Origin of the sequence: Bradyrhizobium paxllaeri (assembly GCF_001693515.2) — a bacterium.
GTDB classification, from domain to species: Bacteria; Pseudomonadota; Alphaproteobacteria; order Rhizobiales; family Xanthobacteraceae; genus Bradyrhizobium; species Bradyrhizobium paxllaeri.
On the sequence record NZ_CP042968.1, the window covers coordinates 6,177,071 to 6,191,646 of the forward strand.

Below are 14,576 nucleotides of genomic sequence, written 5' to 3' on the forward strand. Positions count from 1 at the left end.
AAAGGACTTCTTTGCTGATATTCGAACGATTCCGGAGGATACAGAAGCAAAATACCGGAACAAAATCAAAACGACCATGTCTTTTGTATTTCTCGCTTAATCCAGGAACGTGCACCCTAGCCTTTTCCGAGCTGAGTATCCGGCCCCAACACGCCGAATCGTCCCCGGCAAAGGATCATTTCGCAGCTTGGGCATAGTCGCCAAGGCATGCTAACCAATCTGGAAGATAGCGAGCGCATGGCCAGCGCACGACTGATATACACGCTTTGGAGCTTAGCGAACGGGCATCCAACGGCCTTCGAAGGGGGACGACGGCAACCTTGGATACCTCACATCGCGGTTTCAATTAACATTTGCGACGCTTTGCGTCGCTACATCGATTTGGAAAGGTGCTTTAGTGGTTCTGGCTATGGAAGCTATAAAGAGAAAGTTGTGGAACCGACTGCTTGGTGAGGATTCATGGATCGATCGATACGGGACGTTCAGGGATCGCGAGCGGTTCGGATTGATCGGCCGCCCCAACTATCTCTATGGCATGTTGCGCGCTGCAGATTGTGCTAAGTACTTCGGCAAGGCCCGCGTCACAGCAATTGAATTTGGGGTCGCCAGTGGCGCCGGCTTATTAAACATGGCCGATTTGGCGCGGCTGATTCAGGCGGAGACTGGCATCGAATTTCGTATCATCGGGTTTGATACCGGCCATGGCCTTCCGAGCTTTCAAGGATATAGAGACCATCCGGAAATATGGAATCCCGGCGACTTCGCGATGGAAGACAGAGAGGCGCTTTCGCGCAAACTGACAGGTCGTGCAGAAATCATTTGGGGCGACATTGCCGAGACCGTTGACGCGTTCACTGCAGCCATCAACCCAGAAACTCCACTGGGGTTCGTTTCCATAGACGTCGATATTTATTCGGCTACGAAATCGGCCCTACGCTGCCTAGCTGGTCGACCGGAGCAATACTTGCCCGCGGTGAGCATGTATTTTGATGATGTTGGCTTCTTTTTTGCGAACGAATGGTGTGGAGAACTTGCGGCGATCTCCGAATTTAACGTCGAGCACGAAGTGCGAAAGATTGGAAGCGATCGAAGCTTACCTGGTCACCGGCCCAAAAAGGCAGACAACTGGTATTCTGCGATGTATGTCTGCCACGTTTTGGATCACAAGGCGCGCCAAGAAACGGTGAACCGCTCTGAATTGACGATCGAAGCTCATGCCGACTTTATGAGAACACGCTTCCTCTTCTGAAGAACAACTTGGCTTGATAAATTTAAGCCGCTTGCCTCGCGGAAGTCATGATAGCCAGCTAGCGATACTTACCAAACCTTCCAAACTCCAAGATTGCTTGGCTGCGCCTAGCACTCCCTACTTGGAGGGAGGAGAACCCGCGCTATGGAGCCGCCGATGAAAGCCTCATCGACATAGTTACCAACGTTGGCTGCACCTTCATGAACCAGTGTGCGCAACTAAACACGGTTGAAAGCCACGATGGCATTCCACTGCGGCGGATTGGGGGATTGGTAGATGTCCTCAAGCACAGACCATGCTCCATTGGAAGGCGCTCTTCCCGATAGTTGGAAACAGGAGGGGAATTCCGCAGTGAACTTGCTGTCCGATAAGCCAACGAAATTGTTATAATTGGTGGTAGTGAAGCCATTTAGTGACGTAGCATTCTTGGAAGCAGCTCGGAGAATGTCTACGGCGGACTTTCCTCCACCAGTGTAGTCCGGCGAGTACCCTCCTTCGTAGCCGCACATCTTGGTGATGCCAAAACCCAGCGCCCACACTTTCCAGTTAGTGTACCAAGTGGTCACCTTAGAGAGCGTAAAGGACCCCGTGCCGCTATTCACTGTGTTCGCATAAGCAGCTGCGATGTCCATCTGCAAATTCGCATTTCCGGCGGCAGCCGTGTACGCGGATGCATATGCACTCTCTTCCGTCGTGCCATGGGCAGAAGGTGTAATATATTGGGCGGTGCAGATATGCGTGACCCAATTGGATGCGGCGCTCTTGGTATACGGAGTCTGCGATGGACCCGACTGCGCAAGATACTTAGCGGAGGCAAGCCTTGCGTTGCTGGATGCAGTACCCGAGAGCGTCGCGCCAGTTGCCGACTGCACTCCACACAGGACCTGATATCTGGTTCGATTTCCGGCGTAAGCAATACTTACGATTTGACCTAGCACAGACATGGCCTTGCCGTACCAGTTATGCACGTCGGCTCCCCACCCATACGCTGCAGCCTTAGCGACAGCATACTTCGTCGAATAGAAACCGCTGGCGTTATTCCAAGTCTCGTTCGGTCCCTCAAAACGCGGGATGATCCATGCAGGACCATAGTCACGGCAAAATGCAGCGAGGCTCGGCATATAATCGGTCGCGGGGTCAATTGCCAATACAGGCGTCACAAAGTACGGATGTGCGCCGACCTCCGCACTGAGGCGAACCATCAGCTCGGGTGGGCAACCGCTATCAATGCCACAGCTTCCACGCGCAATGTCAGCGCCATGCTTGATCCACGCATTCAAAGTAGCGTCATAAACTAAGGTCGCGAAGCTCTGCCAAGTCCCCCCGATCGGATAAGAACTTGAGTTGAGAGGCTGCGAGTATTCACTCAGGATATTGATGGGTCCCGTTCCGTTCACGTTTAGCGTACATGGGCCGTTGTAGCTGGCGTTGAACTTGACGGTAACGGTGGCTTTGTCGACCAGCTTGAAGCCAGGAAGCGCTGCCGCATAGGCCGCGCCAGAATTCGTCGTTAGGCCGGCATAGAGGCTCGAGCGGAATTCGTGGCCCGCATAGAACACATAGGACACGGGCTTCCGTGTCGCCCAAGTGGTCACGTTCGTGGTGTTTCCGGACTGCCAATTGAGAAAGCGAATGACGCCAAAATTGGCCTCGAGCAGCCTCTGCTTGAATTTCGTCCCGAAAACCTGACCCGCCTTCAGTGCAGCCTCGTCGTCGACGTGAAAAACTTGCAGGTTGGTGATGTAAGGATTCCCGATCGCGGAGATACCGACGCTAAATTGGGAAGAAGTCGTCGAGAAAACATAACGGCCGCTGCCGGTGGTGCTGGTCTTGCTTCCACTAACGGCAACATTGCTCATACCGCAGAAAATCGTGCCGTTACCATCCCAAGTGATCACATAATTCCCTGGCCGTGAAGCTTGGGAAGGAACATCGAAGACGGTGTACACGCCACCATTCACGATCTTGACGGGATACCCGTCGGAGTCGAGCGTGTCGGGCGCGGGCCAGCCACTGTTGTCCCTGAGGGTCCAGTTCTGCGCGGTTTTCATGCAGTTCAGGAACGGGTACGCCGCGCCAAAAGACAGAAAGTTGAAATTAACCTGGGACCTTCCCCCATTGAACTTGGCCGCGACGCTGGCGCTTGTGAGAGCGGATCGTCGCGTCGGCCCAACGAGTGGCACCGCGAGCGTGGCGGCTTCCGTACCAATAGGCAACAGGGACGAAATGGCGACGATGCTCGTGCCTTGCAGGAATGTTCTACGGTCCATTCTCGACGTCATAGTCAGGTCCAATCATCGGTTAGGAATAAATTCGAACGATTGATCACGCGACCGATCTGATTTTACTGCAGGCCACGTCATCCACGCTAGTATGTGACTTCAAGGAACTATTTAATTCCAGCTCATTAACCTCCCCGGACCCCCGGGGCAGCTCCTGTGCTCGCGGACTTTGCCTTACCGGTTGGCCCCAGCGAATAGACCTCATACTGGCCGTCGGAGATGGCGTATTGGTAAGGCCGCCCCCACGGATCAAGCAGGTTTTTCGCCTTCTTGAGATACGGGCCGTTCCAGCGCGGCGCCTCCGGCGGTGCTTCGACCAAGGCTTTCAAGCCGGCGCTGGCACTGGGATAGGCACCGTTTTCCATATAATAGAGCTCGAGTGCTGTCCCGATATTCTCGATCTGCAGCTGCACCGATTGGGTCTTCGCTTTACCGAAATACCCCATCAACTGCGGCGTCGCGATTGCCGTCAGAACCGCCAGAATGCCCATCACGACAAGCAATTCGAGCAACGTATAACCCGCATTTTTACGGGCGCGAGACCGCAACGCGCCGCCCCAGAATGGCTTTCCGACGCCGGGTCTCGCCCGGTCCAATATCTTGGCCAACATCCTGATCGCCCCTGAACTCATCTTCGTGAATTTCCGGGATCGATACTGTTGGTCACCGGTGTTCAAAGGGTTTACGAATGGAACCCACTGGGAAAACGGTCAACGTCAAGTAACGGACATCAGGAAAGCTAATTATATTTGCGGAAGGGCTTATTCAGGGCCGCCGCCATCTGGTAAATACCTTATTAAACGGACAGTAGCTGGGTAATAATTTAATTCAGCGCTCAGGCAGGTTCGAAAGACTGGGGCACCACATGCGGCGCCCGGCCCCGCCGGCGCCATGGACGACATAGAGCATGGCCTCGATTTCCGAGCCCTTCATCCGCCGGCCGGTTGGGACCACGCTGCTGGCGATCGGGCTCTTCCTGGTGGGCATGGTCGCCTATGTCTTCCTGCCGGTCTCGGCGGTTCCCAATGTCGATTTTCCGATGATCCGGGTGTTTGCCAGCCGCCCCGGCGCCGATCCCGCGGTAATGGCGGCGACCGTTGCCGCGCCGCTGGAGCGACGGCTCGGCCAGATCGCGGGCATCGAGCAGATCACCTCGACGAGTTCGCTGGGCTCTACTAGCATCCAGCTGCAATTTGCGATCGGCCGCAACATCGACCGCGCCGCACGCGACGTGCAGGCGGCGATCAATGCGTCACTGGCCGACCTGCCGAGTGACCTGCCGTCGCTGCCGCGCTTCAAAAAAGCGAACCCGTCGGCGACGCCGATGTTCGTGCTGGCGCTGACGTCGAAGACGCTGTCAGCGAGCGCGCTGTATGACGTTGCCGACACCGTGATCGCACAGCGCATTTCGCAGGTGCCCGGCGTCGGCGAGGTCACCGTCTCCGGCGCTGATCAGCCGGCGGTGCGGATCGCGCTCAACCCGGTGGCGCTGTCGAATGCTGATATCGCGACCGACGACGTACGACTCGCCATCATCAATGCCAATCCGCTCGGGCCCGTCGGCATCTTCGACGGCGGCCGCCAGAGCGAGACGATTTCCACCAACCAGCAGATGCGCACCGCGGCCGAGTTCCGCGACATCGTCATCAAGAGCTCGGCGGGCAATTTCGTCCGCCTCGCCGACGTCGCGGAGGTCGAGGATTCCGTCCGCAACCACCGTTCGATCGCCTCGTTCAACAAGCAGCCGGCGGTCCTGATCCAGATCACCAAGCAGGGGGACGCCAACGTGATCGAGACCGTCGATCGCGTGAAGGCCTTGCTGCCAGAGCTCAAACGATGGCTGCCCGCCGGCCTCGAGATTTCGACGCTGGTCGACCGCACCAATACGATCCGCGCCAGCGTGCTCGACATGCAATTCACGCTGCTGGCGGCCGTTTTCCTGGTGATGATGGTGGTGTTCGCCTTCCTGCGGCGGCTGACGCCAACGATTGCTGCCGGCGTCTCGGTGCCCTTGGCGCTGGCCGGCACCTGCACCGGGATGTGGCTCGCCGGCTTCTCGATCGACAATCTGTCGCTGATGGCACTCGCGATCTCGGTCGGTTTCGTGGTCGACGATGCCATCGTCATGATCGAGAACATGTATCGCAATCTCGAACGCGGTATGGCGCCCTATCCGGCGGCATTGGAGGGCGCCAGGCAGATCGGCTTTACCGTCCTCGCGATCAGCCTGTCCCTGGTCGCAGCCTTTACGCCACTAATCTTCATGGATGGGATCGCCGGCCGGCTGCTCCGCGAGTTCTCGTTGACGCTGACCTTTGCTGTCCTGGTCTCAACCCTGGTCTCGCTCACGATCACGCCGATGATCTGCGCGCATTACATCAAGGAAGCCACGTCGGATCGCGCGACCCGGTTCGACCGCCTGGTCGAAGGCACGCTGTCGCGCATCGTCGCCTTCTACGCCTGGACCCTTCGGGCTGTGCTGGGTTTCCCGTTCCTGACCTTGCTCATATTCTTTGCCACCATCGCGCTGACGGTGGTGCTCTATATCAAGATCCCGAAGGGTTACTTCCCGCTCGACGACAGCGGCCTCATCGTCGGTGCGTCGCAGGCTTCATCCGACACCTCGTTCCAGTCGATGACCCGATTTCAGCAACAGCTCGAGGATGCCCTTGAATCGGACAACGCCGTCGCTGGCGTCGGCTCGATCCTCGGCAGCATGACCGCGAACCGGGGGCTGTTCTTCATCAGCCTCAAGCCGCCGCAGGAGAGACCCGGACAAAGTACGCAGGTCGTGATCGACCGCTTGCGCAAGAAGCTGGAAACGATGCCGGGTGTACGGCTCTACATGTTCCCCGCTCAGGATATTCGGGGCGGCGGGCGTCAAAGCAGCTCCTCCGACTATCAGTACACGGTCTCGAGCGTCAACGTCGACCTGCTGAAGAAATGGGCCCCCATCGTCGCCAAGCGCATGGAAACGGTGGAGGGGATTACCGACATTTCCAGCGATCGCGATGCCGCCGGGCTGCAGCTCACGCTGATGATCGACCGCAATGCCGCCGCCACGCTCGGCGTCCGCGTCAAGGACATCGACGACGCCTTGAACAACGCGTTTGCACAACGGCAAATCTCGATCGTCTATACCCAACGTAACCAATACATGATCGTGCTGGAGATCGACCCGAAATTCCAGAGCGACCCTGCCAATCTCGATCGCATCTTCGTGGCCGGTGCCAACGATGCGCAGGTACCGCTGTCCGCGGTTGTTCGCTATGACCGCGGCCTGGCATCGCTGGCGATCAACCACACCCAGTCGATCCCATCGACAACGATATCCTTCAATGTCGCCTCGAACGTGCCGATCGAGACCGCGATCTCGAACATTCAGCGCGCAGTCGACGAATTGCATATGCCGGAAGGCATCCGCGGCAGTTTCGAAGGCTATGCTGGCGATTTCAACAAGACCAGCGGCCGGCAGCCGCTTCTGATCCTCGGCGCGCTGGTCGCGATGTATATCGTGCTCGGCGTGCTCTATGAGAGCCTGGCGCATCCGATCACGATCATCTCGACGCTGCCTTCAGCAGGCCTCGGCGCGCTGCTGGCATTGCAGGTGACGAATACTCCGCTGACGGTGATAGCCTTTGTCGGCATCATCCTGCTGATCGGCATCGTCAAGAAGAACGGCATCATGATGGTCGATTTCGCGCTCGATGCCGAGCGCAACCGCGGCCTGTCCTCGGCGGACGCGATCTTCGAGGCTTGCCGCGCCCGCTTCCGCCCCATTCTGATGACGACGATGGCGGCGCTGTTCGCCGGCATTCCGCTGGTCATCGCCACCGGCCCCGGCACCGAGCTGCGCCGGCCGCTCGGCATCACCATCATCGGCGGCTTGCTCGTCTCGCAGATCCTGACGCTCTACACCACGCCGGTGATCTATCTGCTGATCGACCGGCTGCGCCAAAAAATGCGATCCCGCAGCACGCTTTCGCCGATATCAACGTCGTCTCCACCAGCCCTACGATAGGCTCGCCCCCCGATGAAAGCAGCCGGTGTGCCGCAGGAACGATGGCCGCCCCTTAACGTTTATCCCAATGCATTAAATAAGAGCCCGAAAGACGTCTTTTCTTTTCCCGTCCGCAAGATTAATGATCGCCGATTGTTTGCACCAACTGGTCTCGCACCCGTGAAATTGCTCGTTGTCATTGTTAACTATCGCGTCACCCAGCTTGCGATTGATTGTCTGCATTCGGTCGCAAAGGAAATCGCCAGCGTCCCCGGCATCCATGTCGCGATCTGCGAGAACGGATCGGGAGATGGTTCCGCCGAACGCATCCAGCGCACGATCGAGGACAATGGCTGGTCATCCTGGTGCACGCTCAAGACGCTCGACGTAAATCTCGGCTTTACTGGCGGCAACAATGCGGTCCTGCGGCCGGCGCTGGAATCCGCCGACAAACCGCAATATTTCCTGCTGCTCAATTCCGATACGATCGTCCGGCCGAACGCCTTCAAGGCACTCGTCGACTTCATGGACAAGAATCCGCAAGTCGGCATCGCCGGCAGCCGGCTCGAGGATCCCGACGGCACGCCGCAACGGTCTGCGTTCCGCTTTCAGTCACCGCTGGGAGAACTTGAAGGCAGTTTAAAAATTGGACCGGTAAGCAGATTGCTAAAGCGCTGGATCGTAGCTCCTCCTGTGGTCGATTATGCCTGCGAAACCGATTGGGTTGCGGGCGCCAGCATGATCATCCGTCGCGAGGCGATGGAAGCGACGGGATTACTCGACGAAGGCTTCTTCACCTATTTCGACGACATCGATTATTGCTTCAATGCCAGGAAGCGGGGATGGCCGACCTGGTACGTTCCGGCAAGTCGCGTGGTCCACCTTGTCGGTCAATCCACCGGTGTGAACAGCAAACCGAAGCGTTTGCCACCCTATCTCCTGGAAGCGCGCAGACGCCACTTTCTGAAGAACTACGGCGCATTCTACGCAGCCATGGTCGACATTTGCAGGATTGCGGGCCTGTCGCTCTGGCGGCTGCGGGTTATTCTCACGGGGAAGGAAGACACCACGCCTCCGCGGCACCTTTCCGATTCAATCCGGCACAGCGTGTTTTTCAAAGGCTTCAAGGTGATCGACGTCAAGAATCCGGCCTTGACCTCGTGATTTTCAGGCTCGATCGGGGATTTCGTTATGTCCACCGACGATGAGATTGGTCGGAGCCCAAAAAGTCGCGGCCATACCGAAGGGCATTGCGAACGAAGCTCGTTCCGAACAGCCGCCGCCAGACGCTCTCGACACGTCGCCGGCCGCAGTCAAAATCGGCAGCCAGAACCTACCGCCCCCGCTTCCACCCAGCAGGCAAGCTGATGCGGACCCCAGCCCGCCCCGCCCACCAGCGCAGACGGCAAACAGATTCGTCATACGGATGAGATCGCAGGCCTCGTCATGAAGTCGCTGCGCACTATCGATGGTTGCCTTGCTAGCGGATTTGTCGTTACGGTCTATGGGTCAAACCCATGGAATGCCATGCTGACGATTCGGCCGGAGGCTGGCCCCCCGTATCGATCGCAAGCTCTGGCGTTGTCGAATACAAGAGATCGGCGTGCGGCTCAGAAACGACTTCGACGTGGCTGATACATCAACCATCTCGACCAGCGGCTTGTCGTAACCATTCCACAAGGTTACGTCAGCGGAGAGCACGTCGGGTATCCCAGATATGGCAATCAATTCGGCCAACAACATCTCGCCTTCCAGGTTTGACTCGTCAGCTCAGCCGTTCCGCCTCCTCGGAATCGATCCTGGCACAACGGCTTCGGAAATCCACTCTGCCCTCAGCCGGGCACGCGAGATGCATATCGCGCGGGAGACGAGTCTGGCGGAGGCGTCTGCAGCTGTTCTGGACCCGGTTCGACGTCTTGCGAGTGAGCTCTCCTATCCTCTCGACAGCGCGCCCGATCGCGTCGGTCTCTTCTACACTGAGCGGCCCGTCGATGCTTCCGACGACGACGTCCTGCAAACATCGACCCAGTTTGCTCCGCTCTCAGCGGCCAACTTCATTGCGCGTCATGCGGTGCGGCGCGGCGTCTCCAGCGAACTGCTCCTTGGACTGATCGATGCGCACAATTCCATCGATGTGATGGAAATCTATCAGACCCTGCAGGCGCTCCGGAATCGGGCCGGTTGGCCTCCACCTTCCCTGGCGAGCGTGAGGGATGGGCTGGACGATCTCCTGGACGCGCATTGCGTGGCCGTTATCGAGGCCTACGATCCGATTGAAGCAGCCGCAGAACCACTGCTGGAAGCCACGCACCAAATCCTCGCAACCCGCGAACCGACGCTTATCCAAACACATTCACCGCTATTGGAAGCCTATCGGCACGCGACTGCGAAAGTGCGCATCAACGCCGATCAGCAGGTCGACAGCGCCTGCCACGCGCTGGAACAACAACCGGGCGACGCGTCGTCGGTTGAGAGATTGGCAGAAACGCTGCACGTCTGGACGTCGCTATACGAGCCGCTGTTGTTGCTCGACGCACGCCAGGAATTGGACGACGGCGAAACGAATGTCACTCCGGATCGCGTCTTTGGCTTGCTCGGCGATCTCAGCAGCCAACGGCACTATCGTACGGCACAGCAGGTTCTGGAACACGCACTCGTCGCTTTCGGGTCAATTCCGGATGCGGCTGCACGCCTCGCCAAAGTCGGGGACATACTGCGCGAAATGCTGCAGGCCGGCTCGACTGCTGTCGTGCAGAACCCCGGCCTTGCGGTGCCGGTCCGGAGCCGCACCGTTCCTCATGTCAGAAAGGCCGCGCTTGCGGTCGCAGCGCTGCTGGTCATGCTTGGACTTCTGGTTGCGTATTGGGCTTTCGACGGAGGAGCGGCATTTTCCGTCGCCTCAGCACCTAATCCGCCTGACGCAAAAGCGGAGCCGGAAGTGCTTCCTCCCGTCGGCAAGGGTCAGCGCTTTGCGCGAGAATATGTTCGTTACTGCCGTTTCCAGGAGGAGCGGCTGCGTGTCGTGAAGCAGCAGGTTCGAGGCCCCGAAGACATCCGCGCCTATAACGCACTCGCAAACGACTACAATTCACGCTGCTCCGACTTCTTCTATCAGGACGAAGATCTGAGAGCGGTGAAGGAGGAAGTCATCGCGAAACAAAAACTTCTCGAAGCCGACGCCGAGCGCATCCTCGCGACTTGGCCCTGGCGTATAAACGTCGGCAAAGTGCCGGCGGCGGCGTCCAGATAGTCCGGCTTGGAAGGTGCCGCAGATTATGGGGCACTGTTCAGGTTAAAGCTCGTCCATTCTCGAGCCCGTCAGAGCAAAGTTCCCGATTTAACCTTTTGCGCGGCTATCAAGCTTAACGCGCAAGTTGCATTGCGAATGCCCCGCGAGAAACTATGGTTGTTTTCGAGTTACCGTATTTGGCCGAATTGATTGCATCACCTTGCGGGGTATTACGTGAAGCGCCAACCTTTGAGCAGACCGAAGAACGTTCGGGCACTACCCGCCACGAAGTCGCTGAGAGACCGTTACGCTGAAGTACTGAGACTGCGTCGGGCCATATGCCAGACCCAGGCCGCGCTGCAGGCGCCGACCACCGTCAATCGGCTCGCCGCGAAGTAACCTCATGCGTCCGACCGTTACCAGGTGCGCCTACCTGTTTGCCATCGCCACAGCCATGATTGGCTGGTCGTGGCTGCTTCTGCATAGCCTCGCCTGGGCGTTTGATTTCTAGACTGATCTGAGGACCGACGTCACGCCGCCTCGAGGCCAGCGCTCAGTCGCAGACGCTGACCGCTCTTTGCCGCCACCCCCTGCTGGTCCAGACACGGCGCACCACATAGCAGGCAGTCGCACTGCGATAGGCCCGAGGACCGTACTCGGCATATTCCCCGTAGCCGGACGGATAGTCGTAGCCATCGTCAAATGGATGACCGTAGAGGCGCGCGTAGCCGTAGGCTCCTGGATAGCCAATCCCGCGGAACCCCCGCGCGACGACAAACGTGCCACCGGCTGCCGCGACTTCGGGGACGATCGTGAGCGCTAGGCAAAACGCAAACAAAGCTGAACTTGCTTTACGCATATTCCGGCGTCCTTGCACTACCCCGTGGAGCGGAATGGTCTGATGGAGTCTTGGCCAGATGATCGATAAACTGAGCGCCGAACTCACATCCGATGCGCCATGCCAGCCGGCACAGTGGGGATGTCCCGGGGTTCTGTTGAATTTCTGAAGAGGTCGGCGTTGCCCCCCTTGAGCCGGTAGGCTCGGGGTGCTGATTCCACAAAGGAGAGCAACGCCATGACGAGAGATATCACACCGGCTGGTTCGCCGGCGACCGGGGCTGTGGACGAAGCGTTTGCAGAAGTGCGGGCGAGCTTCGATCGGTTCTGCCTTGCGGCAGGGATCGAGGCGCTCGGCACGATGATGGAGGCGGATGTCACGGCGGCCTGCGGGCCGCGCCACGGTCGCGACGCGGCGCGGCGGGCGCACCGTTGGGGCCGAACGCGGGGACGGATCGGCTTCCACGGCGGCAAGATCGAGGTCGAGCGCCCGCGGGTCCGGGGCCTGGACGGCCGCGAGGTCACGATCCCGAGCTGGGAAACGGCGGCGGAGGAGGACTGGCTTGGTCGCTGGGCGATGAACCTGATGCTGATCAATGTATCGACGCGCCGGTTCGGCCGCGCTGTCCGGCTGCCCGAGGGTGATGTGCCGGCACCGCCCGGATCGGGGGTTTCGAAGTCGGCGGCCTCGCGGAGGTTTGTGGCGCTGTCGGCGGCGCGGCTGGCCGACTTCATGGCTGCCGATCTGTCCGCGCTCGACCTTCTGGTGGTTCAAATCGACGGGCTGCATCTCGGCGACGATCTCGTGCTGGTCGCCGCGATCGGGGTCGACGGTGAAGGCAACAAGCATCCGCTGGCGCTGGTGGAAGGGGCAACCGAGAACGCCGCAACGGTTCAAGCCCTGCTGGACAACCTGGTCTCCCGCGGGCTCGCCCCGACGGTGCCAAGACTGTTCATCGTCGACGGCGCGAAAGCGTTGTCGAAGGCGATCCGCCGCACCTTCGGTTCGGCCGCCGCGATCCAGCGCTGTCAGATCCACAAGGCGCGCAACATCACGGAACGCCTGCCGAAAGAGCATCATGCGGCCACCCGTCGGGTGCTGCGCCAGGCCTGGGAGCTCGATGATGCCGACAAGGCTGAAAAATTGATCCGCAATCTCGCGCGTCGACTCGACCAGCAATGGCCCGGCGTAGCGGCCAGCATTCTCGAAGGCCTCGACGAAATCCTGACTGTCGTCCGGTTGAAGCTGCCGAAGGAGCTGCGTCGATCGCTCGCCTGTACCAACATCGCCGAGAACATGATGGGTACCATTCGCCGCGTCACGCGCAACGTCAAACGCTGGCGGGATGCCGGCATGGCCTTGCGATGGGTCGCGGCCGGCATGATCGAGGCCAACAAGGGCTTCCGACGATTGAAGGCGCATAAGCAATTGTCGGTTCTGCGTGCGGCCCTTCAAGCTCACCACGATCGCATGACGATCAAGCCCGTTGCCCACGTCACGAGAGCCGCGTAACATTCATTCCGCCAACGCCGGTCCGACGTAGTTCAACAGCGATCGGGACATCTCCGGCACAGTCGCGGGCGACCGGTTGGAAGGATCAGTGCGAACTCTTCGGGCACATCGAGATTTTCAGCAATAATCCGCACGCCGCCATCTGATATGTCCGTGATCGTGCAATCGCGCGGCAGCGAGCCGACGCCCAGCTGAACCTTTGCCGCCCCATGGCAGGCGCGACGTTCGCTTTTTCGCCGATCCACAAACACTCGATCCCATCCATACTCGTTGATTTTTGTCTTTCGGCAATCTTATCGAAAATCCATTGGACTTCGCCTAAGCGATCGCCCCGCAGTCGATGGTTTTCCTTATTGGAACGTTTACCGCTACCGCTAGCCAACAGCCAACACGGCTCGGCGCCCCCTCTGACTTGTCCGGCCAAAGGTAAGGTTAAAGATTCAATTGTCTCAAAAGCAGCTCTGAACCGGGTAGAAGGGCCCAATAAGGCACAAGCACCGCATCCCGGCGATTATTATTGCGATCGTTCAGCAGATGACCACGGCAGGATATTTAAACCAGCCCAGAATCCAAGACAGATTTACCGATGGATTTGTTTTCCGAAGCGCTTAAAAATACGGATCTCCCGAAACCAACCTGAGCGGAAAAGCTCTTCATACTTTGCATCATCACTTTACGGTGGGTTATGAATTTTCAACACGTCATTGGCCTTGTGGACTACTATTCTCGCAGCAAAGGAAAGTTTTATCCTTGGGGTTTTGCGATGAACGGCATGACTTCCAGATTGGAAGCCACCCGCCAGATCATTCACGTGCTAGGAATTGAAAGTATCGTCGAGACCGGGACATTTCGCGGCACTACGGCTGAATGGTTTGCTCAATTTGGCCTTCCATTGGAAACCGTCGAACTTGCAGAACGCTATTGGGCTTTTTCGCGGGCTCGGTTGGCCAAATTCGCGAATGCGAAAATTTACCTGCAGTCCTCAGTCCCGTTTTTGAGGGAACGGATTGCCCGAGGATCGTCGGAAAAGGACGCACGACAACTTTTCTATCTGGATTCTCATTGGGAAAATTATCTCCCGTTGCGGGAAGAACTCGAACTGATTTTCAATCACTACACTAGCGCCGTCGTCCTGATCGACGATTTCAAGGTGGACGACGATGCGGGTTATGGCTTCGACCACTATGCGCCGGACAAGGAACTAACCCTCGCCTATGTCGAAAAGTCCGACCTTCCGGAATTGTCTTGCTTCTACCCCACGACAGGATCAAGGGAAGAAACGGGCGCAAAGAGGGGCTGGGTAGTCCTTACCTCAAATCACCAAATGGCCGAACAATTGAAGACAATATCCTTGCTACGAGAATGTCGGGTAGGGAAATAGATCAAGCAATCTGCCAAGCGTGCATCGTTCCAAAATGATTATCGAGGCTCATCTGGATGCAAGCACGGACCCCTACGAATAAATC

At 58.2% G+C, this 14,576-nt stretch carries 10 protein-coding genes; 6 read left to right on the forward strand and 4 right to left on the reverse strand.

The genetic code is table 11. The annotated features are described in order from the left end of the window. The first annotated feature begins 409 nt into the window (after positions 1–409). Positions 410–1,249, forward strand: a complete 840-nt coding sequence (locus LMTR21_RS29505; RefSeq protein ID WP_065755357.1) for a hypothetical protein — start codon at positions 410–412, stop codon at positions 1,247–1,249. Between the two features lie 218 nt (positions 1,250–1,467). Here LMTR21_RS29505 and LMTR21_RS29510 read toward each other — a convergent pair whose 3' ends face one another. Together LMTR21_RS29510 and gspG are read right to left on the reverse strand one after the other, a co-directional pair. After that, positions 1,468–3,519, reverse strand: coding sequence for a hypothetical protein (locus LMTR21_RS29510; RefSeq protein ID WP_141688529.1), 2,052 nt, complete (start codon positions 3,517–3,519; stop codon positions 1,468–1,470). A gap of 137 nt (positions 3,520–3,656) precedes the next feature. After that, positions 3,657–4,142: a type II secretion system major pseudopilin GspG gene (gspG, locus tag LMTR21_RS29515; RefSeq protein WP_084030877.1), complete on the reverse strand. Its 486-nt coding sequence runs from the start codon at positions 4,140–4,142 to the stop codon at positions 3,657–3,659. Positions 4,143–4,438: 296 nt separating this feature from the next. On the opposite strand from gspG, the gene LMTR21_RS29520 reads away from it, so the two are divergent. The 3 genes from LMTR21_RS29520 (at position 4,439) to LMTR21_RS29530 (ending at position 10,781) form a co-directional block, all read left to right on the forward strand. Next, the gene (locus LMTR21_RS29520; protein WP_065755355.1) at positions 4,439–7,552 is read left to right on the forward strand and encodes an efflux RND transporter permease subunit; all 3,114 of its coding nucleotides are present in this window, start codon (positions 4,439–4,441) and stop codon (positions 7,550–7,552) included. Between the two features lie 159 nt (positions 7,553–7,711). Beyond that, the gene (locus tag LMTR21_RS29525; RefSeq protein WP_210250538.1) at positions 7,712–8,695 is read left to right on the forward strand and encodes a glycosyltransferase family 2 protein; all 984 of its coding nucleotides are present in this window, start codon (positions 7,712–7,714) and stop codon (positions 8,693–8,695) included. Between the two features lie 553 nt (positions 8,696–9,248). Continuing rightward, a complete protein-coding gene (locus LMTR21_RS29530) occupies positions 9,249–10,781 on the forward strand; it encodes a hypothetical protein (protein ID WP_141688528.1) in 1,533 nt (510 codons plus the stop codon). A gap of 532 nt (positions 10,782–11,313) precedes the next feature. On the opposite strand, the gene LMTR21_RS29535 is transcribed toward LMTR21_RS29530, so the two are convergent. Next, a complete protein-coding gene (locus LMTR21_RS29535) occupies positions 11,314–11,619 on the reverse strand; it encodes a hypothetical protein (RefSeq protein ID WP_141688527.1) in 306 nt (101 codons plus the stop codon). Positions 11,620–11,835: 216 nt separating this feature from the next. Between LMTR21_RS29535 and LMTR21_RS29540 the strand changes: the two genes are divergently transcribed. Continuing rightward, the gene (locus LMTR21_RS29540) at positions 11,836–13,110 is read left to right on the forward strand and encodes an IS256 family transposase (protein ID WP_065750578.1); all 1,275 of its coding nucleotides are present in this window, start codon (positions 11,836–11,838) and stop codon (positions 13,108–13,110) included. Between the two features lie 32 nt (positions 13,111–13,142). Here LMTR21_RS29540 and LMTR21_RS29545 read toward each other — a convergent pair whose 3' ends face one another. Further along, positions 13,143–13,361 carry a PilZ domain-containing protein gene (locus LMTR21_RS29545; RefSeq protein ID WP_141688608.1) on the reverse strand — a complete coding sequence of 73 codons (219 nt, stop codon included), beginning with the start codon at positions 13,359–13,361 and terminating at the stop codon, positions 13,143–13,145. Positions 13,362–13,873: 512 nt separating this feature from the next. Between LMTR21_RS29545 and LMTR21_RS29550 the strand changes: the two genes are divergently transcribed. After that, entirely contained in the window at positions 13,874–14,491 is a 618-nt protein-coding gene (locus LMTR21_RS29550) for a hypothetical protein (protein ID WP_141688607.1), read from the forward strand. Positions 14,492–14,576: the final 85 nt, after the last annotated feature.

What these genes read in the sequence shown, in the direction of transcription:
- LMTR21_RS29505 (WP_065755357.1), top strand. Translation starts at nt 410, where the DNA reads ATGGAAGCTATAAAGAGAAAGTTGTGGAACCGACTGCTTGGTGAGGAT.
- LMTR21_RS29510 (WP_141688529.1), bottom strand. Translation starts at nt 3,519, where the DNA reads ATGGACCGTAGAACATTCCTGCAAGGCACGAGCATCGTCGCCATTTCG.
- gspG (WP_084030877.1), bottom strand. Translation starts at nt 4,142, where the DNA reads ATGTTGGCCAAGATATTGGACCGGGCGAGACCCGGCGTCGGAAAGCCA.
- LMTR21_RS29520 (WP_065755355.1), top strand. Translation starts at nt 4,439, where the DNA reads ATGGCCTCGATTTCCGAGCCCTTCATCCGCCGGCCGGTTGGGACCACG.
- LMTR21_RS29530 (WP_141688528.1), top strand. Translation starts at nt 9,249, where the DNA reads ATGGCAATCAATTCGGCCAACAACATCTCGCCTTCCAGGTTTGACTCG.
- LMTR21_RS29535 (WP_141688527.1), bottom strand. Translation starts at nt 11,619, where the DNA reads ATGCGTAAAGCAAGTTCAGCTTTGTTTGCGTTTTGCCTAGCGCTCACG.
- LMTR21_RS29540 (WP_065750578.1), top strand. Translation starts at nt 11,836, where the DNA reads ATGACGAGAGATATCACACCGGCTGGTTCGCCGGCGACCGGGGCTGTG.
- LMTR21_RS29550 (WP_141688607.1), top strand. Translation starts at nt 13,874, where the DNA reads ATGAACGGCATGACTTCCAGATTGGAAGCCACCCGCCAGATCATTCAC.